Source organism: Thermococcus barophilus MP (assembly GCF_000151105.2).
GTDB lineage: Archaea > Methanobacteriota_B > Thermococci > Thermococcales > Thermococcaceae > Thermococcus_B > Thermococcus_B barophilus.
On the sequence record NC_014804.1, the window covers coordinates 943,928 to 968,571 of the forward strand.

The 24,644-nt window shown below is 41.6% G+C and carries 29 protein-coding genes and 1 pseudogene; 14 read left to right on the forward strand and 16 right to left on the reverse strand.

The window, feature by feature from the left end:
- Nucleotides 1-22 precede the first annotated feature (22 nt).
- Nucleotides 23-955, forward strand: a complete 933-nt coding sequence (locus tag TERMP_RS05390; protein ID WP_013467356.1) for a hypothetical protein — start codon at nucleotides 23-25, stop codon at nucleotides 953-955.
- Nucleotides 955-1,749 carry a DUF5700 domain-containing putative Zn-dependent protease gene (locus TERMP_RS05395; protein ID WP_013467357.1) on the forward strand — a complete coding sequence of 265 codons (795 nt, stop codon included), beginning with the start codon at nucleotides 955-957 and terminating at the stop codon, nucleotides 1,747-1,749. The genes TERMP_RS05390 and TERMP_RS05395 overlap by 1 nt, the downstream gene beginning before the upstream one ends.
- Here the strand turns inward: TERMP_RS05395 and TERMP_RS05400 are convergent.
- Both TERMP_RS05400 and TERMP_RS05405 read right to left on the reverse strand, forming a co-directional pair.
- The gene (locus TERMP_RS05400) at nucleotides 1,746-2,765 is read right to left on the reverse strand and encodes an adenylosuccinate synthetase (protein WP_013467358.1); all 1,020 of its coding nucleotides are present in this window, start codon (nucleotides 2,763-2,765) and stop codon (nucleotides 1,746-1,748) included. The two genes, TERMP_RS05395 and TERMP_RS05400, sit on opposite strands and share 4 nt — an antisense overlap.
- 80 nt (nucleotides 2,766-2,845) lie before the next feature.
- On the reverse strand, nucleotides 2,846-4,486 hold the full coding sequence (locus tag TERMP_RS05405) for a DUF4932 domain-containing protein (protein WP_081452205.1): 1,641 nt from the start codon (nucleotides 4,484-4,486) through the stop codon (nucleotides 2,846-2,848).
- 87 nt (nucleotides 4,487-4,573) lie between these two features.
- Between TERMP_RS05405 and TERMP_RS05410 the strand changes: the two genes are divergently transcribed.
- Nucleotides 4,574-5,500, forward strand: a complete 927-nt coding sequence (locus TERMP_RS05410; RefSeq protein WP_013467360.1) for an SDR family oxidoreductase — start codon at nucleotides 4,574-4,576, stop codon at nucleotides 5,498-5,500.
- A 54-nt stretch (nucleotides 5,501-5,554) separates the two neighbouring features.
- Nucleotides 5,555-6,271, forward strand: a complete 717-nt coding sequence (locus tag TERMP_RS05415; protein ID WP_013467361.1) for a hypothetical protein — start codon at nucleotides 5,555-5,557, stop codon at nucleotides 6,269-6,271.
- Here the strand turns inward: TERMP_RS05415 and pfdA are convergent.
- From pfdA to TERMP_RS05445, 6 genes and pseudogenes are all read right to left on the reverse strand, one after another.
- On the reverse strand, nucleotides 6,261-6,707 hold the full coding sequence (gene pfdA / locus TERMP_RS05420; protein ID WP_013467362.1) for a prefoldin subunit alpha: 447 nt from the start codon (nucleotides 6,705-6,707) through the stop codon (nucleotides 6,261-6,263). The two genes, TERMP_RS05415 and pfdA, sit on opposite strands and share 11 nt — an antisense overlap.
- Before the next feature lie 80 nt (nucleotides 6,708-6,787).
- Complete coding sequence (gene rpl18a / locus TERMP_RS05425) at nucleotides 6,788-7,024, reverse strand: 50S ribosomal protein L18Ae (protein ID WP_013467363.1); 237 nt, start codon at nucleotides 7,022-7,024, stop codon at nucleotides 6,788-6,790.
- 6 nt (nucleotides 7,025-7,030) lie between these two features.
- Nucleotides 7,031-7,717 carry a translation initiation factor IF-6 gene (locus TERMP_RS05430; protein WP_013467364.1) on the reverse strand — a complete coding sequence of 229 codons (687 nt, stop codon included), beginning with the start codon at nucleotides 7,715-7,717 and terminating at the stop codon, nucleotides 7,031-7,033.
- 142 nt (nucleotides 7,718-7,859) lie between these two features.
- Nucleotides 7,860-8,129 (reverse strand): annotated as a pseudogene (locus TERMP_RS05435) (50S ribosomal protein L31e); the annotation flags it as partial.
- Between the two features lie 6 nt (nucleotides 8,130-8,135).
- Nucleotides 8,136-8,291 carry a 50S ribosomal protein L39e gene (locus TERMP_RS05440; RefSeq protein WP_013467366.1) on the reverse strand — a complete coding sequence of 52 codons (156 nt, stop codon included), beginning with the start codon at nucleotides 8,289-8,291 and terminating at the stop codon, nucleotides 8,136-8,138.
- 103 nt (nucleotides 8,292-8,394) lie between these two features.
- The gene (locus TERMP_RS05445; protein ID WP_013467367.1) at nucleotides 8,395-9,000 is read right to left on the reverse strand and encodes a DUF7411 family protein; all 606 of its coding nucleotides are present in this window, start codon (nucleotides 8,998-9,000) and stop codon (nucleotides 8,395-8,397) included.
- A gap of 83 nt (nucleotides 9,001-9,083) precedes the next feature.
- Between TERMP_RS05445 and TERMP_RS05450 the strand changes: the two genes are divergently transcribed.
- Together TERMP_RS05450 and TERMP_RS05455 are read left to right on the forward strand one after the other, a co-directional pair.
- Nucleotides 9,084-9,500: a YhbY family RNA-binding protein gene (locus TERMP_RS05450; protein WP_013467368.1), complete on the forward strand. Its 417-nt coding sequence runs from the start codon at nucleotides 9,084-9,086 to the stop codon at nucleotides 9,498-9,500.
- Between the two features lie 2 nt (nucleotides 9,501-9,502).
- Nucleotides 9,503-9,955 carry a 30S ribosomal protein S19e gene (locus TERMP_RS05455; RefSeq protein ID WP_013467369.1) on the forward strand — a complete coding sequence of 151 codons (453 nt, stop codon included), beginning with the start codon at nucleotides 9,503-9,505 and terminating at the stop codon, nucleotides 9,953-9,955.
- Between the two features lie 46 nt (nucleotides 9,956-10,001).
- Here TERMP_RS05455 and TERMP_RS05460 read toward each other — a convergent pair whose 3' ends face one another.
- Nucleotides 10,002-11,690, reverse strand: coding sequence for a hypothetical protein (locus TERMP_RS05460; protein ID WP_013467370.1), 1,689 nt, complete (start codon nucleotides 11,688-11,690; stop codon nucleotides 10,002-10,004).
- Between the two features lie 104 nt (nucleotides 11,691-11,794).
- On the opposite strand from TERMP_RS05460, the gene TERMP_RS05465 reads away from it, so the two are divergent.
- The 3 genes from TERMP_RS05465 (at nucleotide 11,795) to TERMP_RS05475 (ending at nucleotide 13,446) form a co-directional block, all read left to right on the forward strand.
- A complete protein-coding gene (locus tag TERMP_RS05465) occupies nucleotides 11,795-12,133 on the forward strand; it encodes a DNA-binding protein (protein WP_013467371.1) in 339 nt (112 codons plus the stop codon).
- An 83-nt stretch (nucleotides 12,134-12,216) separates the two neighbouring features.
- Entirely contained in the window at nucleotides 12,217-12,495 is a 279-nt protein-coding gene (locus TERMP_RS05470) for a hypothetical protein (RefSeq protein ID WP_013467372.1), read from the forward strand.
- A gap of 51 nt (nucleotides 12,496-12,546) precedes the next feature.
- Nucleotides 12,547-13,446: a transcription initiation factor IIB gene (locus TERMP_RS05475; protein ID WP_013467373.1), complete on the forward strand. Its 900-nt coding sequence runs from the start codon at nucleotides 12,547-12,549 to the stop codon at nucleotides 13,444-13,446.
- A gap of 83 nt (nucleotides 13,447-13,529) precedes the next feature.
- On the opposite strand, the gene fen is transcribed toward TERMP_RS05475, so the two are convergent.
- Nucleotides 13,530-14,558, reverse strand: coding sequence for a flap endonuclease-1 (gene fen / locus TERMP_RS05480; protein ID WP_013467374.1), 1,029 nt, complete (start codon nucleotides 14,556-14,558; stop codon nucleotides 13,530-13,532).
- Nucleotides 14,558-14,977: a phosphate-starvation-inducible PsiE family protein gene (locus TERMP_RS05485; protein ID WP_013467375.1), complete on the reverse strand. Its 420-nt coding sequence runs from the start codon at nucleotides 14,975-14,977 to the stop codon at nucleotides 14,558-14,560. The genes fen and TERMP_RS05485 overlap by 1 nt, the downstream gene beginning before the upstream one ends.
- Before the next feature lie 229 nt (nucleotides 14,978-15,206).
- Between TERMP_RS05485 and acs the strand changes: the two genes are divergently transcribed.
- From acs to TERMP_RS05500, 3 genes are all read left to right on the forward strand, one after another.
- Nucleotides 15,207-16,595 carry an acetate--CoA ligase alpha subunit gene (gene acs, locus TERMP_RS05490; RefSeq protein WP_013467376.1) on the forward strand — a complete coding sequence of 463 codons (1,389 nt, stop codon included), beginning with the start codon at nucleotides 15,207-15,209 and terminating at the stop codon, nucleotides 16,593-16,595.
- A gap of 136 nt (nucleotides 16,596-16,731) precedes the next feature.
- A complete protein-coding gene (locus TERMP_RS05495; RefSeq protein ID WP_013467377.1) occupies nucleotides 16,732-17,772 on the forward strand; it encodes a hypothetical protein in 1,041 nt (346 codons plus the stop codon).
- A gap of 3 nt (nucleotides 17,773-17,775) precedes the next feature.
- Nucleotides 17,776-18,213 (forward strand): hypothetical protein, encoded by a 438-nt coding sequence (locus TERMP_RS05500; RefSeq protein ID WP_013467378.1) that lies wholly within the window; start codon nucleotides 17,776-17,778, stop codon nucleotides 18,211-18,213.
- Between the two features lie 24 nt (nucleotides 18,214-18,237).
- Here the strand turns inward: TERMP_RS05500 and TERMP_RS05505 are convergent, their stop codons facing one another.
- Both TERMP_RS05505 and TERMP_RS05510 read right to left on the reverse strand, forming a co-directional pair.
- A complete protein-coding gene (locus TERMP_RS05505; RefSeq protein WP_013467379.1) occupies nucleotides 18,238-20,193 on the reverse strand; it encodes a PEGA domain-containing protein in 1,956 nt (651 codons plus the stop codon).
- Nucleotide 20,194: 1 nt separating this feature from the next.
- On the reverse strand, nucleotides 20,195-21,466 hold the full coding sequence (locus TERMP_RS05510; protein WP_013467380.1) for a PEGA domain-containing protein: 1,272 nt from the start codon (nucleotides 21,464-21,466) through the stop codon (nucleotides 20,195-20,197).
- A gap of 134 nt (nucleotides 21,467-21,600) precedes the next feature.
- On the opposite strand from TERMP_RS05510, the gene TERMP_RS05515 reads away from it, so the two are divergent.
- The gene (locus TERMP_RS05515) at nucleotides 21,601-22,524 is read left to right on the forward strand and encodes a hypothetical protein (protein WP_013467381.1); all 924 of its coding nucleotides are present in this window, start codon (nucleotides 21,601-21,603) and stop codon (nucleotides 22,522-22,524) included.
- Here TERMP_RS05515 and TERMP_RS05520 read toward each other — a convergent pair.
- Nucleotides 22,486-22,956, reverse strand: a complete 471-nt coding sequence (locus tag TERMP_RS05520) for a hypothetical protein (RefSeq protein ID WP_013467382.1) — start codon at nucleotides 22,954-22,956, stop codon at nucleotides 22,486-22,488. The two genes, TERMP_RS05515 and TERMP_RS05520, sit on opposite strands and share 39 nt — an antisense overlap.
- Entirely contained in the window at nucleotides 22,946-23,464 is a 519-nt protein-coding gene (locus tag TERMP_RS05525; RefSeq protein WP_052296225.1) for a hypothetical protein, read from the reverse strand. Before TERMP_RS05525 ends, TERMP_RS05520 begins: the two co-directional genes overlap by 11 nt.
- 59 nt (nucleotides 23,465-23,523) lie before the next feature.
- Between TERMP_RS05525 and TERMP_RS05530 the strand changes: the two genes are divergently transcribed.
- On the forward strand, nucleotides 23,524-24,222 hold the full coding sequence (locus TERMP_RS05530) for a metallophosphoesterase family protein (RefSeq protein ID WP_013467384.1): 699 nt from the start codon (nucleotides 23,524-23,526) through the stop codon (nucleotides 24,220-24,222).
- Nucleotides 24,223-24,234: 12 nt separating this feature from the next.
- Here TERMP_RS05530 and TERMP_RS05535 read toward each other — a convergent pair whose 3' ends face one another.
- On the reverse strand, nucleotides 24,235-24,540 hold the full coding sequence (locus TERMP_RS05535) for a PRC-barrel domain-containing protein (protein WP_013467385.1): 306 nt from the start codon (nucleotides 24,538-24,540) through the stop codon (nucleotides 24,235-24,237).
- Nucleotides 24,541-24,644: the final 104 nt, after the last annotated feature.

Below are 24,644 nucleotides of genomic sequence, written 5' to 3' on the forward strand. Positions count from 1 at the left end.
ATATTTTAGTCTGGGGATCGAAATGAAAACAATTCTTATCAAACCTAAAGGTGGGAAAATTATTTCAGCAATTTTCGTAGTGTTCTTTATACTCTTCTTACTTCCAGTAGTCTTCGTTTACACCCATACTTCAGGAGGCAAAACTTTTCTGTTACTATTTATGGCATTTGCCGCATTGCTCTTTGTAGCAGGAGTTTATTTTCAGCATGCCATTCTAAAACAAGCAAAAAAAGCGGAAAGCCTATTCTCAATAGTGAGCATCTCAGAAAGTGGGATTTCATTCCCGGAAGAACTCGAATTTGAGTATGGGATTTTAAACATGAAAGCATGGTGGAGCAGCAGCGGGAAGAGTAGAAGCTACCATGTATCGAGAGAATTTATTTCAGCTGGGACTGCAAGGGCTTCAAATATTCCGTTCATAAATGCCGAATTCAAAATGCTGATAACCGCAGATGGTTCGGGCTTTGTAAGTGCTCCTGCAGTGAAAATTCTCAGCGAGCCCTACAAGGATGTTGTCTTCTTATTCTTAACTGAGAAAGGAAAAGTAGATGCGAATGGAACCTTAGTTTTATCAACAGACAATGACTCCGCTCAAATAATAGTTAAAGGTGTTGAGGAAAACATAGCCGGTAGAGTGTACTCCACACTCAACAAAGCAAGAAAGGTCAAGATTGCAATTTCTGCTCCAGAGAGCACTTATGAAATCCCTATTGCAGAGGGAGACAACTTTGAGTTCTCTTACAGGATGCTCCCAGAAGAGAAAATACTTATCGCTGGGGGTTACAGTGTGGTTGACCCAAACAGGATCAGAAAATACCTGAACAAGAGAGAGGTAGCAATGGGTCACGGGGAGTTCATCTTAACGGGGACGCTTGATCTGCCATTAAGAAGGGATGTCTCAGAAAGCATCACATTTAACGTCTCCCTCGAAGAGAGAGATGAGTGGGGATTCTAATGCTCATTGACACTTTTCCAACTTTCCTTAAGCATTGGGATGGCACTGAAGAAAGCTGGCTACGGTATATTCAAGAGTATCCGGAGCTTCTTGAGAAAATTAAGTGGGACTATGAGCGCTATAAGATGGACTGGAGGGAATATCTAAAGCTCCTCACCAAGAGAAATACCGATGAGCTTAAGCTTGCATATGAGAATCTGCTGAAAGTTCTCCCGGAGGTAGAGAGTGAGATTAGGGCACGCTTTGACATCAAAGACTACAACATTGTAATCTATGTTGGTCTTGAGAACGGAGCCGGATGGGTAACCGAATTCATGGGAAAGCCCTCAATTCTTTTCGGCCTTGAAGCTATAGCAGAACTTAAATGGTACGACAGGCTTAAGGGGCTGATTGCCCATGAGTTTGGACACTTGGTTCACTGGATTTTACGAGGAGAGGACATAGAAAAGCTTGAAGATGAGCAGATAATGTGGCTCTACACGGAAGGATTCGCCCAGAGGATTGAAGATTTAATTACTGGCAGACCTTGGGAGGTCGAGAGTGAAGGCTGGTTTGAATGGTGCGAAGAACATGAAAAGCTCCTTAAAGAAGAGTTCTTGAGGAGGGTTAAAAAGGGAGAAGCTTTGAATCCATTTTTCGGCTCATGGTATCAGCTCTTTGGAAAACAGTTTTTGGGCTACTATCTTGGCTATAAGTTTATCCTAAAGCTTGAAGAAAAGTTTTCACTTGAAGAAATAGCAAAACTTGAAAAGGAGAAAATTAAAGGAGAAATCCTAAAGTTTTTGGAAGATTAGATGTTCTCCCTCAGGTCAATTATGTGCTCAAGCTCTGGACCCGTCCGTATCAAGCCAACTGGAACGCCAACTTTGTCTTCAATCTCCTCTATGAACTCCTTAGCCCTCATGGGTAGCTTATCATAATCTGTTACGCCAAAGGCTTCTTTGTCATATTTGTCAAGCATCGTTATTGCAAGCATCGTAGCGCCGTTAATCTTTGCAGAATAGCGTGCAAATTCAAAGTCAAACCAACCAACTCTTCTCCTTCTTCCTGTCACTGTGCCATATTCAACCAACCCCATTTTCTCTGCCTCTTCCATTGGCATCTCCGTTGGGAACGGTCCAGCCCCTACTCTCGTTGGAAAGCTTTTGAAGACCACTATGACATCATCAACCCTTGTCGGCCCAATTCCAACGTCACTTGCTATTGCTGAAGCCGAAGTGTCTTTTGAGGTTACATAAGGATACGTGCCAAAATACAAGCTCAGCCCAAAGCCCTGTGTGCCTTCAACCAGAACAAGCTTTCCTTCATCCAAGGCATCATTAACTTCCTGTGCAACATCTGTCAAATAAGGCTCAAGCTCTTTGATGTCTTTAGCTTGTCTTGCCTTCCTTAAAGCTCTGTCAGCGTTTGCCGGACCGCACCCACTTCCTGTTGTGCCTATCTTCCCATGCAAATAACCGTTTTTCCTGTCCATCTCCTTGTGGTGTGGCTCAATTATTGAACACCTGTAATCTATGCCAACCCTCCTGGCAACATCAAAATCTTTAAGATGCTCAAGCTCATGGAAGAAAACCTCTGGGTCAACTAAAACTCCAGCTCCAACCAAAAGTCTTGCTTCCCTGTTCATAAAACCTGTGGGCAGCTGTCTAACTGCGTATTTTTTTTCGTTTATAAAAACGCTGTGTCCTGCGTTTGTTCCCACGCCTCCGCGTGCAATGATATCTGGTTTGTCATGCAGAGCGAGATAGGCAATTACAGAACCTTTTCCCTCATCTCCCCATTGTCCACCAACAACAATAACACTTGGCATGGCTCTTACCCATAGATAAGTCAATAACACCCTTAAAACAGTTTCGGAAGGAGGAAAAATTAACAAGAAAATGTTAAAGTTCATCCAGCTTGGAAATAAAATCCCTCTTCGAAAAAAGTTCTCCCTTTGATCAGATAGCTGCTGTTGTAGTTAAAATATCGGAGCATTTTTCTTGTGCAGTACCTATCAACGCCAGCAATTACAATCATGAACTTTTCCTTGTTCCATGGGTTTCTTAAGGTCTGAACAACTCCTAAAGGATATTCTTGAGAGATCGGAGTATTCAGCTTAGCCATTCTAATACTGCCGTTTGAAAAGATGAACGAAATTGGATTTTCAACAGCTGTAAAGTTTTTTACAAGTCTCCACTCATCGTTAAAAGAAAATCTCACTACGAGCTCTTTGGTTAGGTTCTTAGTTAATTCATTTGCTGCAGGCCCTCCGATTACTATTAAATTACTCTTCAAATCTTCATTTGTGAGTTCTTTATCACTCTTAACTTCAACCGATATTCCAACACTTCTCAACCAATCAGCAAGCATTAGTGCAGACTCTTTATCGTATTCATTTCCCCTCTCATCAGGATTCTGCGTTCCGTAAACTATGATGACCTTCTTATCTTTGTAAATTTTATTTGTTGCCCAAAACCCATTTACAGGCATTTTTGAATTAAAGTATCTGCTTAGGTTATCTTTCGTTACCAGCTTTCCCACAACTTCCGGTATCTGTTCAAAAGAGATGTTCTCTTGAAATGCTTTAGCCAAATCCCCAACAAGAATATAGCCGATAGTTGCATCTTTTAGGATAGAGTATTCTGCGATGATATCGTTGTAGTGTTCCCCAAGATAATAATGGGTGAAAGCCTCAACCAAGTTTTCGTTTAGATATGCTCCACTTGTGGAAAAATCCCGCTCATATGCCATTAGGGGAAGCTCTTCCAAGATTTTTTGATATATGAAGCGGTACTCTGATGATATGCCAAGCCTATCAGAATCCAGAAAAGCGTGGGCAAACTCGTGGATGAAGAATGCTCTAAACGTGTAATTGATGATTGCTTGAACATTTGGCAAGCCAGTATATCGCAGATTTTCCAGATAAATCCTCGGTATAGATCCAATCATGTATGCTTTGGTCACCGTTTGACGTGAGTGAAGGTGAATGAGTAGGGAATATGAAAGTTCAACTCGGTATTCGGCATATTTCTCTCCAGAACGATTCTCAAGCTCCTCAATAAAATTCAACTCTTTGAAAATATCCTCAATTGGAGTAAGTGCTCTCTCATATTCCTCTCTGTGAGCGTTGTAGAACTCCATGAAGTTACTCTCCCTGGCAAAGTCTGAAAGCTCAGCATAAAAATCTGGCAAGTTCCCCTGATCTCCAAGATAATCTCTAACAGCCAAACTGCTTGCCCAGTTCCAGATGTTTTCATCTTTGATATAATTAGGGAGGTCTTTGGGAAACATTTGTTGCATCGATTTCACTGCTACATGACCTTTATAAGGTGCAAAGTAAGTCAAAACATTCCTAACATAATCCTGAGGGGCGGTTATGAAGTCATCACTCCCATTAAAGGCTAAAATGTAAACCACAGCGAACAGTTCTAGGTTTGGATTGACTTCTACCACAACCTGGGGCTGCTCTTCGGCTTTGATAAGAGGTGTTTGAGAGATGAGCAAGAGAAAGCACAAAATTAATGAAGCTCTCTTCACATTTACCACCATATCAAGTTTGGAAAGTTAAGAATAAAAGTTTTATTGCAAAGGGTAAAGGATAAAACTCGAAAATACAAATGCCCTTAGGTGTTTAACATGATAAAAAACAAGCTCATTGTGGTTACTGGTGGGGCTGGTTTCATAGGCTCACACATTGCCGAAGAGCTCAGCGAAGACAACGAAGTTGTTGTTATTGACAACCTCTATTCTGGAAAAGTTGAGAATGTACCAGAAAACGTAAAATTCATCCAAGCCGATATCAGGGACTATGAAAGCATAGCCGAGATAATAAGCCAAGCTGATTACGTATTTCATGAGGCAGCACTCGTGAGTGTTGTCGAAAGCGTAGAGAAGCCAATTTTAACCGAAGAAATTAATGTTCTGGGAACGCTGAACATCTTGAAAGCTTTAAGCGAAGGACATGGCAAACTTATCTTTGCCTCATCTGCCGCTGTATATGGCGACAATCAAAATCTGCCTCTGAAAGAGGACGAGAAGCCCAAACCCTTATCGCCCTATGGAGTAACAAAAGTCTCTGGAGAATATTATTGCAGAGTCTTTTACGAGCTCTATGGAGTCCCAACAGTGACTTTGAGGTATTTCAACGTCTTTGGTGAAAGACAGGGATACAACCAGTATGCCGGAGTTATAAGCATCTTCATCAACCGTGCTTTGAAAAATGAGCCGCTGATAATTTTTGGAGACGGAAAGCAGACGAGAGACTTCATTTATGTTAAAGATGTCGTTAAGGCAAACATTTTAGTTGCAGAAAAGGAGAAAGCAAACGGAGAAGTGTTCAATGTTGCTCGCGGTGAGAGAACGACAATCCTTGAGCTGGCTATGAAGATCATTGATGCAACAAATTCATCAAGCTCAATAATTTTTGATAAGCCGAGACCCGGCGATATAAAACACAGCCAAGCTGATATAAGTAAAATAAAGAAGCTTGGATTCAAACCAGATTACTCTCTTAAGGAAGGACTTTTGAGGACGATTGAGTGGTACAGGGGGCAAAAAGCATGAAAGTTTTGACCATAACCCCAAGCTTCAAACTGTCGTCCTTTCTAAGGAGGAAGCTTGTTAAAGCTGTTGAAGGGTTTTTCAAGCAAAATTGAGACTGAAGAAAATCTGATTATTCTGCCAAAGGAAGAAAAAGCCGAATTTGGAACATTCCTATGCTCAAGCACCATAATAATGGGAAAGCATATGAGAGGAACTTACCACGAGGGATTAGTGTTTTCCACATCGCGGAGATTTGAAAAGGAAGGGAAGATTACGGTAAAGGAACTGCTCCTTGAACCAAAAGAATGCAGGGTGGAGGTTGATGTAAGCGGAGTAGGAGCCTTAAAATTGCCTGGCTTCAGGTTGGAAAACGGCATTTTAATCCTTTACATACTGCCTAAATATATTTTTGAATTCTCACATGAGAACCTAACGCTGGCAACTCAAGAAGATTACGCCCAGATAACGTTTTTCCCGCTGGAATACGGATTTGGAGGGGAAGTTTCTCTGAGTCTGAATAAGGCGAAAGAGGTTAGAGTTCTTCTCAGGGGGAATAAAGCCGAGGAATTTCTGTTCTGGGATCATGAAGATGGCTCATTCGCTTACAATTTTATAGATGAATCGCTGGTGATTATCTCACATGAGAAGTTCATAACACCAAAAGAATTTGCCAGAAGTCTTGGAAGAGTCTCAATAATCAGCGGGCACGGAGAATTTGAGATTGTAGGAGAAATGGTGCTGTCCCTAAAGAAAGAGGTAAGGGAAAGCATAAAGCTGGCGGTTACTTTTTAGGAACCTTGAACCCCATTGCCTGCTCCTGCTGTATCTTTTGAGCTTTCTGTGCCAAATCTTGGAGCTTTTCTTGTATTTGTTGCAATGCCTCTTGAGTTCTCTTTATAGCATCTTCATATTCCTTGATTCTTGCATCCAAGTAAGCAACTGCATCCTCTAAGCTTTTCTCAACTGCATAGCCTGACCCTACGCTGATGATTGCATGCTCCTTATCGACTATCATGCCCTTGAGAAATGAGCCTGCCCCTACTGGAACAAGTATCTCAGGTTTCTCTTCTTCAACCTTTTTAAGCTCTTCAAGGGTTTCCTTTACTGCTCTAAACTCGTTCATTCCAAGAGTTAGGAGTTCTAAATTCTGAGCTAAAAGTTGAGCCTGAGCCTGTAAGAGCTGATACTCATAAGCCAACCTTTCAAGCTGCTCTTGATTCTGCGCCATTTTCACCACCAAAGAAAAATTGGAGAGTTGCCTTTTAAGAGTTTGCATGGATAGAACTATACAAAAAAGAGGAACAGAAGTTAAGCAAGTTCCAAGCTGAGCCTCCTAACCACTGGGTTTTCGGCTTCCTCGGGTTTTATTTCCTCAATTTTCTCAATCCATATTTTTGTTCTCTTTACCCTGTGCTTGCTTCCGATTTCTGAATAAACGAGCTCAACAACGTCTTCCGGCTTCACTGCCCTGTACTCCTTAGTGAACTTCTGCTTCTTTCCGTTCCTTTCAAAAATCCCCTTAACGCGATAAACCTTAACCTCCATCTTGCCTCACCCCAAAAAGCCCAGTGCTTCCTCAATCTTAACAATCTCAGGACCAGTGGTGAGATGTCCAACAACAACCCCAAAGGAATTGGCTAACATGCATGAGCCGACAAACGGAACACCCTGATTTGCTGTGCCAAGATAAATATCCACTTTAAACAGATCTCTCAGCCATTCAAGTTCTTCTTCAGTTGTTTCAGGGTGGACTAAACCACCTTTATTTGTAACAACGCCGACGCTTCCAACAGCGTGGAACTCAGCTATAATACCTCTCTCCACTTCCACTCCTAAGATATCCTCAAGTTGCTTTGCTTCCTCCCTTGTGAACTTCGCACTCACGAGAGCTGCTTTGTCGTTGGCTAAAATTAAGTTACCCAAGGCGGTCAGCTTGCTCAGGAAGGGTTCAATTCTAATATCGAGGTCGTATTCCCTTAAGGCGGCATTTATTCTCTCAAGCTCAGTGTCCCAAATGTAGTAGGGCACAACAATTGCATTCGAGTTTCCAGCAGCAAAGATACCAACTATCCTGGATTTCATAATGCTCGTTTCGATAATTGGGACTTTTAGAACCTCCCTCAAAACATTGAGTTTCTTTTCTTGAAGGCCCTCTCTAACCAGGAGTACTTTATCGGTAGCGACACCAAACACACCCAGATACGGGGAATTTTCAAAGTCAAGTCTTTCTATGTGCATTTTTCACCACTCACGAGAAATAAAAATTGAGAGATCAGCTCTCCGTTGCCTGTGCTTCGGGTTCCTTTTCTTCTTCCTTCTTTTCCTCAGTCTTCTTTTCTTCTTTTACTGTCTTCTTTGCCCCTGGGGGGAGCTCAACGTAGGCAACCCTGACCTTGCCTTTTCCTTCAACTTCCTCCTCGACCACCTTGACTTTAACTCTAAGCTTGCTTGGGGGCTTCTCAATTCCTCTTTCCCAGATCTTCTCGTTGACTTCCGGAGCTATGACAACCTCTTCAGCTTTTGCATGCCTTGCAATGAACTCCCTAACGAACTTAGCTGCTCTTGGTGCTCTCTTCCACCTTGGAACGATCTTTTTGATCTTCCTTATTGGGACAGTGAAAATAACCTCATCTCCGACCTTAATCGCCATTTTTCATCACTCCTTAAGCTTTGTCCTTCTCCAGTATCTTCTCTTGGGGTGAGTTATAACTCTTCTGTTTGTCTTAACAATAACCCACACAGGAACTCTTCTATTCTGTTTAGCAGCCTTTGCCAAGCGGAGCTTCTTTGCAAGAGGCTTGTACCTTGCCATTCTTATCCCTCCCAAAAGTTATCGTAATAAGTCCTAACCAAGCTTCAAGATTAAGCTTATTTAAATCTTCCCATTACTTCAGAGCTAACATTTCAGTTTCATTTTATAAATCTTGCTTCTTCCATCCCAAAACTCTCGACTGATAGTGCCTCTTTGGGAATATTGTCAGTGGATCTATTCCCCTAAGCCTTAAGAGGTGTCTCAGCTCAACTTCATAATCACTCTTTTCTAGTTTTTCGCTTTCCCTAATTTCAATGATGAAGAGTTTTTCTGCAAGCTCCCTTATTGTTTTGTAGCCCAATCCAAGCAAAGGACGTATATACTGAACGTTAAATCTATCTTCAAGGCTCCTTGTCCTTCTCAAATCTAAAAAAGGAACCCTGTCATCTCTCCTTGTGCCGTCGCTTATTCTCTCAACATCTTTACGGCTTGCGATCTCTTCGAGAGCCTTTTCGTGGATAAACTGGATTGCATTACTTGGATGTCCATCCCTAATGCACATCTCAGCAGCTTCTTCTAAAATTTCTCTACCTAAAACCACAACTTCGTGATTAAATCCCAACCTATCAGCAGTTTCCTTTGCATACTTCCAATTATCGAGAAGACCAAAGCTTATCGTGACTAACTTCACCTCATACCCCAATTTTTGCAGAATCCAAGCAGCTAAAGATGAATCTTTGCCTCCGCTGTAGAGGTGATAGACTTCCATCTTCCCCACGGCAACCTTTAAAAGCCAAACCCTTATAAACTCTTTTGCCTCTTTGCGAGAGGTTGAGATTTGAGGTGAGAGATATGGAAAAACGCCTACCTGGAAAGGTGAGAAGGGCTATAAGAGCCAAATATTACGATATTCAACCTAAAGCATGGATTGGAAAGAAAGGGTTAGAGGAGGGTGTGATTAACGAAATCAACACCCAGCTCAAGAAAGACGGTATTCTCAAGGTGGAAATAAGAAAAGGGGCACTTATTGCAACGGGAATGGACAGAAAGCGGATAGCTGAGAAGGTTGCCGAACTAACTGACAGCGAGCTGATTGAAGTAAGAGGCAAAAGATTTATATTATTCCGTCCGAGAGAGGGATGGGAAAAGTATTTAAGGAAGCTTAAGCTTAAGGAACTCTCAAAGGAGAAGCGGGAGGAGAAGCCCGTTAAAAAGGTCAGGCTCGATATCGCTCAATTCAGAAAGAAGTTCAAGAAAGGGAGGGATTAAGGATGGCGACAGTTTATGATGTTCCCGGTGATTTGCTCGTTGAGAGGGTTGCTCAAAAGTTGAAGGAGATACCTGAGATTAAACCACCAGAGTGGGCTCCATTTGTCAAAACAGGAAGACACAAGGAAAGACTTCCAGAGCAAGAGGACTGGTGGTATTATAGAGTTGCTTCAGTCTTTAGAAAGATATACATCGATGGCCCTGTTGGCATTGAGAGGCTCAGGACTTGGTATGGAGGAAGAAAGAACAGAGGACACGCTCCAGAGAAGTTTTACAAGGGGAGTGGAAGCATAATCAGAAAGGCTCTCCAGCAGTTAGAAGCAGCAGGATTCATTGAGAAGGTTCCAGGTAAGGGAAGAATCGTCACACCTAAGGGAAGAAGCTTCCTTGACAAAGCGGCAACCGAACTTAAAAAGGAGCTTGAGGAAGTCATCCCAGAGCTTAAGAAGTACTGAACTTTTTGAATCTTTTTATGTCTATGAATTTTTCACCGCAAAATCCTCACTCCTTTTTCTTCCAAAACCTCCAGAGTGTTACAAAAATTACAATTGTGGCAATTCCTGTAAGAAATGTGATGCTTTTTGTTGTCCCGTTTGAAACCTTGGTTTCCTCTTCTAAACATTTTCTATCCATCTCGCGATACAACTCTAGCATTCTATTCACATTTACCGGCTTTATCCATGGAGGCAGAATGAATGCTTCGTAGTATGTTATAAACAGGAAAGTACTATTTCCAACGACGACACTTTCAGTTTTCTTAGCTACAGTAAAGTTCACTGGGATTTTCTCCTTATCTGTTATGAGAAAAGCCGTTTTGTTTGGAATGTCAACTATAAGCGTTCCTGTTACGTTGTTCCATTTGCCCATGAGCACGCTTGAGGGAATTAGATTTTTACCCAATTCTTTCTTGTCAGTCGTGTTAATTATTACAAAGCCCCTTTCAGTAATCTCATAAGCAAAGTATCCTTTTTTCGCTTTCCGAGTCTGATTGTGCCATATTTCCCAAGGAAACACTATCACCGGGTGTCCATTCTTCTGATAAAGTTCCAGCGAAACATACCCTTTACGCCATGGATAATTCGTATTGTGCCCAAAATACATCCTCATTGGCGTTTTTACAGTGTAGTTTTTCCAGCTTAGCGTCCCATTGCCAAGGACAACATAATATCCCAGATAGCTGGCAAGGGGCAAATAATCAATCTCAAGAGGCACTGTGCAGTTTCCTTTGACTTCATAAGCCAGAGGAAGCCCGTAGAGATCATAGACAACAACCCATTCCTTCTCGTCCTCATTCCAGAAGCCTATAAGTGAATACAGGGGCTCAACGCTTTCAGCAAGCTTCTTTATCTCATCTGTAACGTCCTTCCTTCTATCATTTTCTATAAGGATGTAGCGAGTCGGAACGTACACAGGAGGAAATTTTGGAAGATAATACATTAAGCCCCTCTGAATTTCAATTTTAAATGGTCCGTTCGGCGGCTCATATGGGTGAAGCTTTGGTGTTTCGTTGGTCATGACGAAATTTGTCCCATCGTAAAGATAGTAAACGGTTGTGTTTGGAAATATCATATCAACCTTTGCCCACAACTTCCCGTTATCATCCAATCCAAGATGGACCCAAGCATAGGGAGTATTACCAGCGTTCTCTGGAGCTATGGTATTTCTAGCGTTCCAGGCAAGACTCCACGTTTTCTCAACTTTGAGTGTTCTTGGGTTCAACTGAAAAACCGAATCGCTTGCATAATGAGGTCCGCTGCCTGTTTCAGCCACAAAGAAAACACTGCCACTGTAGAATACAAAATCTCTTGGCTTCCAAGAATACCACCCTACAACAGGCTTCATCCTAATCGGAATACTGCCGTTATAAATTCCCATGTATATGGAATCGTGGTAATTGGAATAGACTAAAACCACATCCCCAACAGTAGTAACTCCTAAGTTTGAAATGAACTCTCGAATGTCCAAAGGATCACTTATTCCAGCTTCCAAGTGCCACGTTAAATCTATAAAATCACTACCATTGTAAGCAAAGAGTCCTTCATTTGCAACGAGAACCTGATGGCAGTCTTCACACCATGCCGTTGAATGCGCACTCACTGGTGACAGCAATAACATGGAAAGCAAAATCACTGTCATACATTTCTCTACTACTTTTCTATTTTCCATAATTACCTCTTTAAACTTTTTCATTTTTACCCTAACATATAGTGTGCACCAACAGTTTAAATCTTTTGCAATCTCTGCAATAACTTTTTAACCATCTTATCATAAATCCTCTTGGCGAGGTGATAGAAATGGCTGAGGACATTGAAGAGATTAGAAAGAGAAAGCTCATGGAGCTACAGAGAAGGCTTGCCGAGCAGCAAAAAGCTCAAGAAGAAGCCGCAAGACAGCAAGCTGAACTTGAAGCCCAAATACAGGCAATTCTAAGGAGAATCCTTACTCCAGAAGCAAGGGAAAGGCTTTCAAGAGTTAAACTTGTCAGACCAGAACTTGCACAGCAGGTTGAGCTTATACTGGTTCAGCTTTATCAAGCTGGACAGATCAGGGAAAAAATAGATGATGCAAAGCTCAAGAAAATTTTGGCTCAGATTGATGCGAGAACAAGGAGAGAATTTAGGATTAAATGGTAGTGAGAGACATACTTTCCCAATTTGACATCCTTAAAATTTATATACCTTTTGTGTGTAAATAAACAAAGGCGAGTGGGAAGAGCATGGATATCAAGAGGGTCATAAAAGAGCTGAACGAAAAAGGTGAGATTAGCTTAGAGACCTGGAAACCGCTCTCCGCCAAGAAGAATGGTGACGGTACTGTTGATATTCTATACCGCAATCTACTGCTTGGAGATGAAAACGATCCCGTATTCCTCTGGGTTTATGTTAACATTATAGAGGAAGATGAAGAGGATACAGAAGTTAGAATTTTGGAAAGGATGACATTTAAAAAAGAGGACCTTGCATGGGTGGCAAAGTTCGTATCAAAGTTTGGTTAATTTTATATAGTATGAATTTATTAACCGTAACCCGCAGATGGGGGTGTCAAAGTGGAAAAGCGTAGGGTCTGCCCAGTTTGTGGTTCAACTGAATTCATTTATGATCCCGAGCATGGAGAAATTGTTTGTTCCAAATGCGGATTCGTCATAGAAGAAAATATAGTTGATATGGGACCGGAATGGCGTGCTTTTGATGCTTCTCAGAGGGAAAAGCGTTCAAGAACTGGCGCACCTGAGAGCATTCTGCTCCACGATAAAGGTTTATCCACAGACATCGGGAGCGACAGGAATATTACCGGCTTGATGAGAGAAAAGATGTACCGTTTGAGAAAGTGGCAGTCTCGCTTGAGAGTCAGTGATGCCGCCGAGCGTAATCTCGCCTTCGCTCTCAGCGAGCTTGACAGAATTGCCTCACAACTCAAGCTTCCGAAGCATGTTGAGGAAGAAGCGGCAAGACTTTATAGAGAGGCTGTGAGGAGGGGACTTATCAGGGGGAGATCCATTGAGAGTGTTATTGCTGCCTGCGTTTATGCCGCCTGCAGGCTCTTAAAGATTCCGAGGACGCTTGATGAGATTGCCGACATTGCAAGAGTTGATAAAAAGGAAATTGGAAGAAGCTTCAGATTCATTGCAAGGAATCTTAACTTGACTCCAAAGAAGCTCTTTGTTAAGCCAACTGATTACGTGAACAAGTTTGCTGACGAGCTTGGCTTAAGTGAAAAAGTAAGAAGAAGGGCAATTGAGCTTTTGGAAGAGGCTTATAATAGAGGACTAACGAGTGGCAAAAGTCCAGCTGGATTAGTTGCTGCCGCATTGTACATTGCTTCTCTGCTTGAAGGTGAGAAGAGAACCCAGAGGGAAGTTGCTGAAGTTGCAAGGGTTACTGAAGTAACCGTTAGAAACAGATACAAAGAATTAGTAGAAAAGCTTGGACTGAAAATAACACTCTGAGTACTTTTTACTTTTTTGAGCTTACAAGTCGATTAAATGCTCAAATACTAAACCGGTATTATGATTCAAAGAATAAAGGGAAATCATTTCTTTCTCATGAACCAGCTCTCCAAAGTTGACTGTTTTCCGGCTCTTATTGCTTTCTTCAGCCTTTCGAGACCGTTCTTTACTCTTTCCTCGCTGAAATCGTGCTCATCACATAAGAACTTTAAAATGCCTTCTTCATCTGGCATCTTCCAGACGAGCTTGTAATCATCCGTAACAGGGGGATTTAGGAAGAACTCCTTGATTGCATATAAATCAACGTCGCTCATCTTCTGATACTTCTTTAGGGGATCTTTTGAATATCTGACAATCTCCAGAGCTTTCTTTGGACCAACTCCCTTAATGCCACCTGGATTATAATCCGTTCCAACCAGAATAGCAAGTTCTATGAGCTTTTCCCTGTCAATTTTCAGTTCTTTTAGAACTTCTTCCAAAACAATTAGCTCTGGCTTTACTTCAACATAAACATCTTTTCCGGGAAGCTTTCTTCTGCCCGTTATTGTCAAATTCCTAACAAGCCTTGGTGCTCCAAACAAAAGTGAGTCATAGTCCTGAGAAGCTGAAGCCCAGACTTTACCCTTTGATGCCATATAAGCCGCTTGAGCCTCACCTTCACTCGGAGCCTGCACCCATGGAATGCCCATAAGCTCTAACAATTTTTTAGCATCCTCTATCAGCTGCTCATTCACCCTTGAAGCTCTCTGGGCATATTTCTTTGCCTCCTCCAGATCACCTCTTGCTAAAGCCTCCTGCCACTTTTCCTCAGCTTCTTCCCTTGCTTCCGCTCTTTTTTCAAGCTCCTTCTTCTTGAATTCTGGCGGCTTTCCATCAAAGACATAAGCTGGCTTTATTCCTGCTTCCATGAGGTTTATCGTCCTGTAGAACAGCCCAGAAAGATGTGAAGTTATCCTCCCCTTAGAGTCCATGAGAGGTGTTCCATCTCTTTGTCTGATAATGGAGAGGAACTGATAAATTGCATTTAAAGCATCAATGGCTATCTTCCTTCCGTTTAGATTTTCAATCTCAATTTCTTTTCTTGGAACAAGCTCACCTATCTGAACTCCCATCACTCCTCACCTATCTTAATGTATAGATATCCTAACACAAATATAAGGCCTGCGATTGCAAAGAGCTTTATGGCATCCAGCTCTCTAAAATCGGAAGCAACAACAAGCTTTTGAATGAGAGCAACTATTCCAACTTCCAATATGTGGGTCAGGCTAACTCGGTGCTGTCTTAAGTAGATTATCAGAATTCTATAGGTTTCTATGAGGATTATCGTAACGAGGACATTTGCAATCAACAGCTTAGGCTCGGCAACTTTGTATGTGAGCTTGAAGTTCAAATAAATGGAGTACATGGTAAGATATAGTATGAAAAACAAGAATACCATAACCACCATATCAAAGCATATCTCAAGGGTCTTTCTGAAGGCTTTGTGAACCTGAGTATATTGGGCGACTTTCTCTTCTTCCATCTTTGCCATTTTCATCAGCCTACCGGTGTGCTCATCACCCCTCAGATGAGGGGAAGGATCATCATCACTTTTATTTTCTGTCTTTGACTTTAAAATCTTCTCCTCTTATTATCCAACAATCGTTCAAAACCATTAGTTCTTTTAACGAACGCCGATACACAAGTCGGCAAATCAATAAGAGAAAAGTTATAACTGATTTTTCAGATTAACCTTTGTAAAGTTTATTGGGGTGAAGGAAATGAGTATTGAGGCACTATTCAAGCCAAAGAGCGTTGCCGTCATTGGAGCTTCTGGAAAGCCAGGAAAGATAGGCTATGCAATCATGAAGAACCTCATCGAGTACGGTTACGAAGGGAAAATCTATGCAGTTAACATCAAAGGGGGAGAAATTGAGATAAGCGGGAGAAAGTTCAAGGTCTACAAGAGTATTCTTGATGTTCCCGATGAGGTTGATATGGCAGTTATCGTTGTTCCTGCCAAGTTTGTTCCACAGGTTGTCGAGGAATGTGGAAAGAAAGGGGTTAAAGTATTACCAATCATAAGCTCAGGATTTGGTGAACTTGGGCCAGAAGGCAAGAAAGTCGAAGAACAGCTTGTAGAGACAGCTCATAAGTATGGAATGAGGATTCTCGGTCCAAACATTTTTGGTGTCGTTTACACACCAGCAAAGCTCAACGCAACCTTCGGTCCAACAGATGTCATGCCAGGCAGCTTAGCGTTAATCAGCCAGAGCGGTGCTCTCGGTATAGCCCTTATGGGATGGACAATTCTTGAGAAAGTTGGTCTCTCAGCAGTTGTCAGTATTGGAAACAAGAGCGATATTGACGATGCTGACCTCTTGGAGTACTTTAAGGATGATGAAAACACAAAGGCAATCCTCATCTACATGGAAGGCGTCAAAGACGGTAGGAAGTTCATGAAGGCTGCAAAAGAGGTCAGCATGAAAAAGCCAATTATAGTCATCAAGGCTGGAAGAAGTGAGAGAGGTGCAAAGGCGGCAGCATCACACACTGGTTCATTGGCAGGTGCTGATAGCATTTACACCGCAGCATTCAAGCAGAGTGGTGTTCTGAGAGCATTAACAATTGGCGAAGCTTTCGACTGGGCAAGAACACTCAGCAACTTACCAGAACCACCAGGGGAGAATGTCGTCATCATCACGAACGGCGGTGGAATTGGAGTCATGGCAACAGATGCAGCCGAAGAGGAAGGATTAAAGCTCTACGACAACCTTGAGGAGCTTAAGGTCTTTGCAAATCACATGCCACCATTCGGAAGCTACAAGAACCCGGTTGACTTGACCGGTATGGCAGATGCAAAGGCTTATGAAGGTGCTGTTAGAGATGCTTTAGCTCATCCAGAGATGCATGCAATAGCTGTTCTCTACTGTCAGACCGCTGTTTTAGATCCAAGAGATTTAGCAAGAATAGTAATTGATGAGTACGAAAAGAGCGGAAAGAAGAAGCCAATAGTTGTTGCAATCGTGGGTGGAATTGAGGCAAAGGAAGCAATTGACATTCTCAACGAGAACGGAATCCCGGCATATCCAGAACCGGAGAGGGCCATCAAGTCATTAGCCGCTCTGTACAGATGGAGCAGATGGAAGGCAAGCAAGAGGAAAGAGTGATTTCCTTTTTCTTACTTCCTGTTTTCTGCTTCTCAGATATCCGATCAATATTCTTTTTGTTTATCCTTTTGGGACTTTAATTTTGACATAAAGTTTTAATAGGATAACGAACATATGTTGTATGGGGAATCAATAAATGGGTAGAGCTCTCAAAGCTCTATCTATCCTTGCAGCTTTTGCGGCTGTCTCATTCCTCCTCTTAAAGCCTAACAACATATACCTCGAGGTGTACTACCCCGGAAGTTTAGAATACCTCGGCTACAAACACGGATCTTTTGAATTCGAGTTAGTAGAGAGAAGTGATGAGATTAATATAATAACAGTTAAGGATAGGATATGGACACTCATAGATGAAGACTTGAAAAATAATCCAATGTATGTGAGAGTTAATGGAGATAAATTTAGAGCTGTTCTTCGCTTCTGGCATGAGTTACCGATAAAGGGAGAAGATTTGATTTACATTGCATCTCCATACAACTTCACAGAGCTTGCGGTTGTTCATCTTCCTGAAAATTACACTCTCAAAGGCTGGGAATTCGAGAAAGGAGCATTAATCCTTGAGATTGAACCGGCAGATAGAAATGAAGGAAGAGTCATTATACACAATGAAAAACTTAGAGAAGTACAGGCAAAAATAAAGTACCAGTACGCTCCAGTATTCTACACATACAGGGGTAGAATAATCGCGAGAGGAGAAGTTCACGAAAGAGTCCCGGGAGTTCCTCTTTACATATATCCCGGAGAAATAACACAAGGAATTTTCCCTCAACATGACCTTTATGATTTAATAAACGTTAAAAACATCCTTCTGAGCCACTATGAGGTCAGATTAAAGCAAAATGAAACGATAACAGTTGAAGGAAGAATTCTCCCTGCTCCATGGAAGTTTAACTATACAAGAGGCGTAAATGCCGGCAAAGTAAGGCTTGAAGCTTATTGTGGACCGGATAGAGAAGAGTGGGAGTGGTCGTACTTAAGGAGAAGCCTTTATGAACCAGAAGGTCTGAAAATCCAGATTACACCAGAAGTATTCGAAATTCCAGTTAATGGAAGTGCAGAGTTTAAAGTTCAAATAACAGCAGAGAAGGATTCTTTGTTCTGCCCGCTCTTCATAATAGCCTTTGCAGATGAAGGCTGGAAGAGCTGGGAAAGGGTTAGGATTATAGTTGGGGGGTAAATAATGAACTGGGAAAAGACTTTAAGAGATTATGAAAGGACAAATCGGAGAATAGGACGAATTTTTATTTTACTGGGAATTGTAATTGCCGTATTTGGAATTATAAACGTCTACCTGAATTTTGAGTACCTCTGCATTCAAGCGTTTGGGACGGTGTATCCAAACACCAGCAGTGCTTTAGCTTTTACAGCATTTCTGCTTCCCTATCTTTTTACAGGCACTGGGCTTGGATTGTTAGGAATAACAATTGAGAGAAAACTGAATTTAAAGAATGCAGAAGTTCCTTTAGTTGTGTTGATACTTCTCCCCATAATGTATTCCACGACAAAATTTCTGCTGAGCTCTCTAATGGAAACATACTACTCCCCAATTAGTATGATTGAAAGCGTTCTGATCAGTGTGTTTTTGATTGCTGGATATTTGTTCACAAAAAAGATGTAAGTTAAAAACTGACTAATCCAGAGGTTATTGTTTCTCCCTCATAACTTCCCTAAAAACCAGAAGTGCAAGGAACAAAGCAAGCACAACTTCAAACCCAAAAACCCTTTGAAGTTCTGAAGCTCTCGTTATGGCTACCGTTGTGGTATATGTCCTTCTTGAACGGTCAAGCTTAAGGACAAGAACTTCATTCTCCTTGAGGCTCACTCTAAGAGCTCTCCCGTAAAGTTCTATCTCATGCTCCCCTGCACTTAATGGCAGCATAAAGATGTTTCGCAAAGGTTTACCATCAATGGCCACTTCTGTTATATTACAGGGAAGCATCAGGTATCCAATTGGGTTTTTCAGGATAGAGGTGTTGATAAAGATCATGGTGGTCTCATTTTCTTTTATTCTGACCCCATAATACAGCTCTCCGAAATAAGACATCCTGCCAAGACATCCGAAGCAGTAAAAAGTTATGTTGTAATTTCCGGGGGGAAGATAAAACTCACCCGGACCTTTCCCCAAAGACTTGTTGTCTGTTTTCAGCCAAGCCTCTACAGCTGAAGAAACATTCAGAACACCGGCGGCGAACTTAAAAGTTATGTTCATGTCATAATCATTAACATCAATGACTTTGCTCTTCATTTTTCCAAAAGCTACAACCGTTATGTTATGCCTGCCCCTTTCAAGTCCCGTCCTTAGGGGAGTTTCTCCTGCAAACTTTCCATCAATATACACCTTTCCTTCGAGATTTGAAGTGATGTTTATATAACCTCCAGGAGCTTTCTTCAGGAGCACAACACGGTAATCCGGAATATAAGCAAAGTCCCTGGTTGGAGTGTCCAGCCTCTCTTGGAGATAGCCTATTGTTATGACAACCAGATTTCCCCTGAAAAATCCAGCAAATCCAACTGGGCCGGGAAATTCAATCAGTTCACTTCTGTTATCTTTTAACAGCAGTACAAACCCGTAAGGCTTCTCTATCGGAAATCCAACACTTGGAGAACCCCCATAAACTAAAACTGTGCCATTATACACTTGGGCTCCGAAGATCTGTCCTTTTCCAACGCTTATGCTTAAATTTTTTATAAGCCTACCATCGTTTGAATAGACTTCGACTCTATCATTCCAGACCATGATTATCCCTTTTTCCGTTATCTCATAGCTTGTTGGACTTGCACCCAGCAGATTAATCCTCGAAATCCTCAAATTGGCCAAAAGGTTTCCGTTCAAATCAAAAATCATGAGCACATCATTTGTCCAGTCCGACACATATATTCTGTTTGAGACTGCATGAACCCTTATGTAAGGCTTACCAAAATCCTTAATCCACCTTAGAGTCCCGTTCAGAGAATAGGACATCACCCGTGAGACTGAGCGGTTTCTCTCCAAGATTATCAGACTGTTTCCAGCACATTCTGCCCCATCAACAAATTCATCAAACCTTAATCTCAGCTCTGAAGAGTTGTCAAAAACAACAACCTGCGATCCATTGCCAGCAAATCCATATACGACAAGCTTCCCTGAACATGCAGTAATCCACTGTGCATACCTAAATTCTCTGCTCCACAACAGACTTCCATTGGTATCAAAAACCTTAACTTTTCCGTTTCGGCTTAAGGTTACCGGATTATTGCCCAGAAATGTAACACCCATTATGTATCTCTCGTGGACGAGTGTCTTTCTTACGATTCTTTTGGAGAAATTGAAGAGAACAGCGGAATCATAAAAGCTTATGAGCAATAAATCGTCTTTCTTCACAACCCTGGCAATGGAGAGGAATTTATTTTCGTAAACAACGCCACTCTCATTGAAGATATAAAAACCCGCGATAATGCGGAGAGGTATGAAGTAGTTTCCAACTGCAATTATTTCTGGCATAATCATGGGAAAGCCGCCCTCGATGCCATCAACTTTCTTTTCCCACATTTCCACATAAACAGCGCCTGCTTGGGATGAGCATACCAGCAACAGCAGGAGCAAAGCAAGCTTTTTCATGTTACCTCCTCCTGAGAAGTAAATAAATTCCAAGTTCCACTAAAATAACCACAGCAAAAAGTGTAATAAGCTTTGAATACATTCTGTTCTCTTGCGGTTGTGTTTGAGTTAATGTAACTGTCATTGTAGGGTTATCACTTTCAATTTGAATTATGCTCGTGATGTAAGATAACTTTCGTGTATTCTTACTCTCAGGGGTTCCTATCCCAAGCATCTCTTTCGCGATCTCCAGCCTTGTTGTTTTTCCAGCTTTAACCGCCACCTGAAAGTTCGCTTTTATGCCGCTGTATTTCTCGTCAGGGCATCCGATGCAGAAAATCGTAACGGTATGATTGCCAGCTGGAAGCTCTATTCTCTGGCTGGAGTCGCCTATGACTATCCCATCCACTTTAACCCATGCATGAACCGGCAGGAAAACTTCCAAGTAGCCGGTCTGATACGTGACGTTTAGTGCCGTGGTTTTGTTCTCCTCTATCTCTACGCGGTATTCTTTTGGAACTCCAAAGGATACAACCCTAACATCATGTTCTCCAGCAGGCAACGGAACTACAGCGGGAGCCCATCCTTTATCTTTTCCATCAACAAAAACTTTAGCTTTGACGTTGGACTTTATGGACAAATATCCTCCGGGAACGTCTTTAAAGAAGTAGACTATCCCAACATATGCATAAAATGGTCCCATTTCGCCCCACGTTCCGGCGCGGTTGAAATATTCATAGCCCTTTGTCCCAATGAAGATGCCGTTTTTTATCAAAGCAACAGCACCAACCGGATATGGGAGCGTTATTCTCTGAGTATCTCCATGTTCTGTGGTTATCTCAACATAGCCACTTGGCTGACCGAGCGGCAGTTCAACTATCCCTGAACCCCCATAGCTAACTTTCAGATTTGGAGGATTAACGTTTTTGACATTCAAAGTTATTGTAAAATTTGCCCATGTTTCATTACCGTAAAGCACGGAAAGGGTACCATTTCGGTAAGCAAAGGATATGCTGTTACATTCCTCCTGAGACCTCACACGTATTGGGTTTTGAAGCTGAAATTCAGCCACCAGACCGCTTTCATTGAACACCCACACTTTATCAAACTCAAAGAGCCTACAGGCAACTGGAAGGGCATAATTACCAAGCAATACAATTTTTGAAACCTCCCTTTCAGGCCATCTTAATCCACTGTTTAAGTCATAACTCCACATTTCCACATACACGGCACTTGCATAATTTGCAAAGATGACGATCATGAGGAAGAATGCGAGCGCATAACGTTTCTTCATCAGTTTCACCCATTATTACTAAGTTCCTGAATTATAATAAACCTTTTGCTCCAAAGTAATAATTGGAAAGTTACAAACAGAAAAAGCGACATAAACTTTTTAATCCCAAGTAGAGTTTTAACTTTGGTGAGTAAATGAAAAAGGCTGCTGGTGTTATCTTCGTGCTCCTCGGTGCATTCATGCTTTATGCAGATCATATGTACTTCAGGCCACCATACAGATGTGTCTCCGCCTATGTTTTACCCTTGCCAGTTCTTGAAGTTGGAGTTAAAAACATCACAAATGGAGAAGAAGTTTACACGATTATTCTGGCGCTGGGAATCGATTCAAACAAAAGCGAAATCATGGTCCATGATTCAGAGCAGAATTTGAGTGTTCCCTTCATCCGAAAAGGGGAGTTATATTATCCTCCCGAACCCCGCTATATTAACAAAATCACAATTAACGAAAATGCCTCCACAATAACGGTTTATTATCTCAATTATTATAACTCAAGCTCAACAAATGTAGAGAACATTTCGCTGAAGATTTCGCCTTCAGCTTTCACACTCAACACTACCCTAAGAATAAAGCCAACAAAGGATGGCTTTTATCTCAACATTACCCTGCCAACGGGAAACATAAGCATAAATGGAAATCCAGAGACATTTATCTTCTTTGGCAACAATATTACAGAAGTCCCCATACTCAATGAAATATTTATAGGAAAAGTTCTTAACGCCACTTTGGCATACGACACCCATGATCCTGTCGTCAGAGAGAAGCTCTGGCTTCTCATGGATATCAAAGTATACAGGGGAGGTTTTGAATTTCATACTCATGGATTGAATGTTCAAAACATTAAAAGAGTTGAACTCCAAAAAGGCTTTTCATTCAAAAATTTGATACTTTACGACAATTACACGGCAATTGAAAGAATGTATGACGTTAAGTCAGGCAGATACCAAGAAGAGTGTTATGAATACTTCCCAGGACTTCTCGCTTATGTTGGGGGCTTAGTGACTTTGCTGGGCATTACACTATTTGCCGATGCCGTGAAACATGGCAAAGTAAATTAAGGCGGCGTAAACGATACCTGAAAGGAACACTCCAAAGGTAAGCTTTTTCTTCTCAATTTTTCCGTAATTCACAAAGAGAAACGCTAAAGAGCCAACCAAAAAATTAACTAAAGATAAGCTGCCTCTCCTTGGGAAGAACAGTATTGAATCAATCATGATTATGAGAAAGTAAAGCGGAATGAAAAGGAACTGTGTCAGAGCAAATGCCCTGATTATGCTCATCTTGTTCCTTGAAATTAGTGCCGGTAGCGAGGTCAGGATGGATAATACTATGGATGCCTCAAAGAAAGGCCAAAAGAATTCAAGCACACTAATGCCAAGTTTAATGTTTGTGGCATAATCAAACTCGTAAAACATTGAAGCAACGCCCAACTGCATCAAAATGCCAGCAATCAAGAAAAAGACATAAAGTCCCTTTTCATCATCCTCCATTTTTCATCAACTCCTCTGAAAGCTTAAAAAATTCATCAGCCAGCTCATCCGGAATTTCCCAGGGAGTATTGTACTTAGAAAGCTCCTTAAAGAGATCATCAAACCTCTTTAAAGTTTCAAGATTTTTCTTCAGGTCCTCTTGAAGCTCTCCGGGTGGCTTACGCATATGATTTAAGGCAACCGATAAATCCACCAGTGCGGCATTCAACTTTCTGAACTTCTGCTCATTAGTATAAGCTGCCAATATACCGAAAGTCCAGTACAAATTCCGCACATGGAAATAGTAAATGTCGAGATAGAGCAAAAGAACTTCATAGGAAGCATTATTTCTAAGCAGGTATTCAAAAGTTCCTCCCATGTAGCTGAGCTCTATGCTGCTTGTTTGAAACTTCCAATAAAACTCAGCTAAAACCTCCTTCTTCTCCTTCTCGGCTTTCCACCAAGAGTAGGTTGAAAAGACTGAGATCAAGAGCAACACCATTAAGATAAATGAGCCACTCTTTTTCATTTCACTCCCCATAAAAACTTTATAACACCACATTATATTAAAAATTCCTGGTGAAACAAATGCTTATCGGTTTAATCTCCGATATCCACTCCAATTGGGAAGCTCTTCAGGCTGTATGGAGGGAAGTGAAGAAGGCAGATGTAATATTCTGCATGGGTGATTTAGTTGGTTATGGGGCAAACCCCAATGAAGTCGTTGAATTCTTCAGGGAGCAGATGAAAAAGAGAGAAGTTCTCTGTGTGAGAGGAAATCATGACAACGCTGTTGCTTTTGGCATGGATTGGGGATTTAATCCATATGCAAGAGCGGCTGTGAGATGGCATCAACAGGTTATGAGCATTGAGAACCTTGAGTTTTTAAGGAGATTGCCGATAAGGCAACTCTTTACTGATGACACTGGAAGGAGCTATCTCATAATCCACGGTTCGCCAAGAGCACCTTTGGACGAGTATTTGTTTCCCTGGTTCCCAGACAGCGAGCTCAAAGATGTTCTGAGCTATGTGAAGCAAGATGATCTTATTGTGGGGCATACCCATATGCCGATGCTAAGGGAAATTGACGGAAGGAGAATAATAAACCCGGGAGGAGTTGGACAGCCAAGAGACGGAGATTGGAGGGCTGCTTATGCCTTCATTGATACAGAGACCCGAGAGGTTATTTTTGAGAGGGTTGAGTATGACATTGACAAAGCTGTTAGAAAAATAATTGAAGCTGGGCTACCCAAGTTTCTGGCTTACAGACTTTACGAAGGATATTAAACAGAAGAAGAATCAAGGAGACTGAACCCTTTCTTTTACAGTCCTCAACCTTCTGAGCTTAGACTTTACTGCCAGCTTTGAGGAGTCAATTATTATCACTTCTCCAATGCTTTTAACTGCACTTATTGGGATTAAAAGCAATCCCTCATGATCAGTAACGAATTCACTTGTATCTAAATCTTCATCCGGTTCAGCTACAATTACAAGCAGATCACCAGTTTCTTCATCAAAGCTCAAATCGTAAACCCATCCAAGTCTTATTCCCGTGTCTGTAATGAGCTCAACATCCCTAAGCTTTGACGCCTTTATCTTTACCATCTTTGCCACCTCAGAACTTTAAACTATACTATTAGTCGGGTTTTTTGTATAAAAATCTTTTCTGCATGAGCAAAAACCGAAAAGTGAGATGAAAAATAAAAGGC

Coding starts and splice junctions, on each gene's coding strand:
- TERMP_RS05390 (WP_013467356.1), top strand. CDS start 23: ATGAAAACAATTCTTATCAAACCTAAAGGTGGGAAAATTATTTCAGCA.
- TERMP_RS05395 (WP_013467357.1), top strand. CDS start 955: ATGCTCATTGACACTTTTCCAACTTTCCTTAAGCATTGGGATGGCACT.
- TERMP_RS05400 (WP_013467358.1), bottom strand. CDS start 2,765: ATGCCAAGTGTTATTGTTGTTGGTGGACAATGGGGAGATGAGGGAAAA.
- TERMP_RS05405 (WP_081452205.1), bottom strand. CDS start 4,486: ATGGTGGTAAATGTGAAGAGAGCTTCATTAATTTTGTGCTTTCTCTTG.
- TERMP_RS05410 (WP_013467360.1), top strand. CDS start 4,574: ATGATAAAAAACAAGCTCATTGTGGTTACTGGTGGGGCTGGTTTCATA.
- pfdA (WP_013467362.1), bottom strand. CDS start 6,707: ATGGCGCAGAATCAAGAGCAGCTTGAAAGGTTGGCTTATGAGTATCAG.
- rpl18a (WP_013467363.1), bottom strand. CDS start 7,024: ATGGAGGTTAAGGTTTATCGCGTTAAGGGGATTTTTGAAAGGAACGGA.
- TERMP_RS05430 (WP_013467364.1), bottom strand. CDS start 7,717: ATGCACATAGAAAGACTTGACTTTGAAAATTCCCCGTATCTGGGTGTG.
- TERMP_RS05440 (WP_013467366.1), bottom strand. CDS start 8,291: ATGGCAAGGTACAAGCCTCTTGCAAAGAAGCTCCGCTTGGCAAAGGCT.
- TERMP_RS05445 (WP_013467367.1), bottom strand. CDS start 9,000: ATGGAAGTCTATCACCTCTACAGCGGAGGCAAAGATTCATCTTTAGCT.
- TERMP_RS05450 (WP_013467368.1), top strand. CDS start 9,084: ATGGAAAAACGCCTACCTGGAAAGGTGAGAAGGGCTATAAGAGCCAAA.
- TERMP_RS05455 (WP_013467369.1), top strand. CDS start 9,503: ATGGCGACAGTTTATGATGTTCCCGGTGATTTGCTCGTTGAGAGGGTT.
- TERMP_RS05460 (WP_013467370.1), bottom strand. CDS start 11,690: ATGAAAAAGTTTAAAGAGGTAATTATGGAAAATAGAAAAGTAGTAGAG.
- TERMP_RS05465 (WP_013467371.1), top strand. CDS start 11,795: ATGGCTGAGGACATTGAAGAGATTAGAAAGAGAAAGCTCATGGAGCTA.
- TERMP_RS05470 (WP_013467372.1), top strand. CDS start 12,217: ATGGATATCAAGAGGGTCATAAAAGAGCTGAACGAAAAAGGTGAGATT.
- fen (WP_013467374.1), bottom strand. CDS start 14,558: ATGGGAGTTCAGATAGGTGAGCTTGTTCCAAGAAAAGAAATTGAGATT.
- TERMP_RS05485 (WP_013467375.1), bottom strand. CDS start 14,977: ATGGCAAAGATGGAAGAAGAGAAAGTCGCCCAATATACTCAGGTTCAC.
- acs (WP_013467376.1), top strand. CDS start 15,207: ATGAGTATTGAGGCACTATTCAAGCCAAAGAGCGTTGCCGTCATTGGA.
- TERMP_RS05495 (WP_013467377.1), top strand. CDS start 16,732: ATGGGTAGAGCTCTCAAAGCTCTATCTATCCTTGCAGCTTTTGCGGCT.
- TERMP_RS05500 (WP_013467378.1), top strand. CDS start 17,776: ATGAACTGGGAAAAGACTTTAAGAGATTATGAAAGGACAAATCGGAGA.
- TERMP_RS05505 (WP_013467379.1), bottom strand. CDS start 20,193: ATGAAAAAGCTTGCTTTGCTCCTGCTGTTGCTGGTATGCTCATCCCAA.
- TERMP_RS05510 (WP_013467380.1), bottom strand. CDS start 21,466: ATGAAGAAACGTTATGCGCTCGCATTCTTCCTCATGATCGTCATCTTT.
- TERMP_RS05515 (WP_013467381.1), top strand. CDS start 21,601: ATGAAAAAGGCTGCTGGTGTTATCTTCGTGCTCCTCGGTGCATTCATG.
- TERMP_RS05520 (WP_013467382.1), bottom strand. CDS start 22,956: ATGGAGGATGATGAAAAGGGACTTTATGTCTTTTTCTTGATTGCTGGC.
- TERMP_RS05525 (WP_052296225.1), bottom strand. CDS start 23,464: ATGAAAAAGAGTGGCTCATTTATCTTAATGGTGTTGCTCTTGATCTCA.
- TERMP_RS05530 (WP_013467384.1), top strand. CDS start 23,524: ATGCTTATCGGTTTAATCTCCGATATCCACTCCAATTGGGAAGCTCTT.
- TERMP_RS05535 (WP_013467385.1), bottom strand. CDS start 24,540: ATGGTAAAGATAAAGGCGTCAAAGCTTAGGGATGTTGAGCTCATTACA.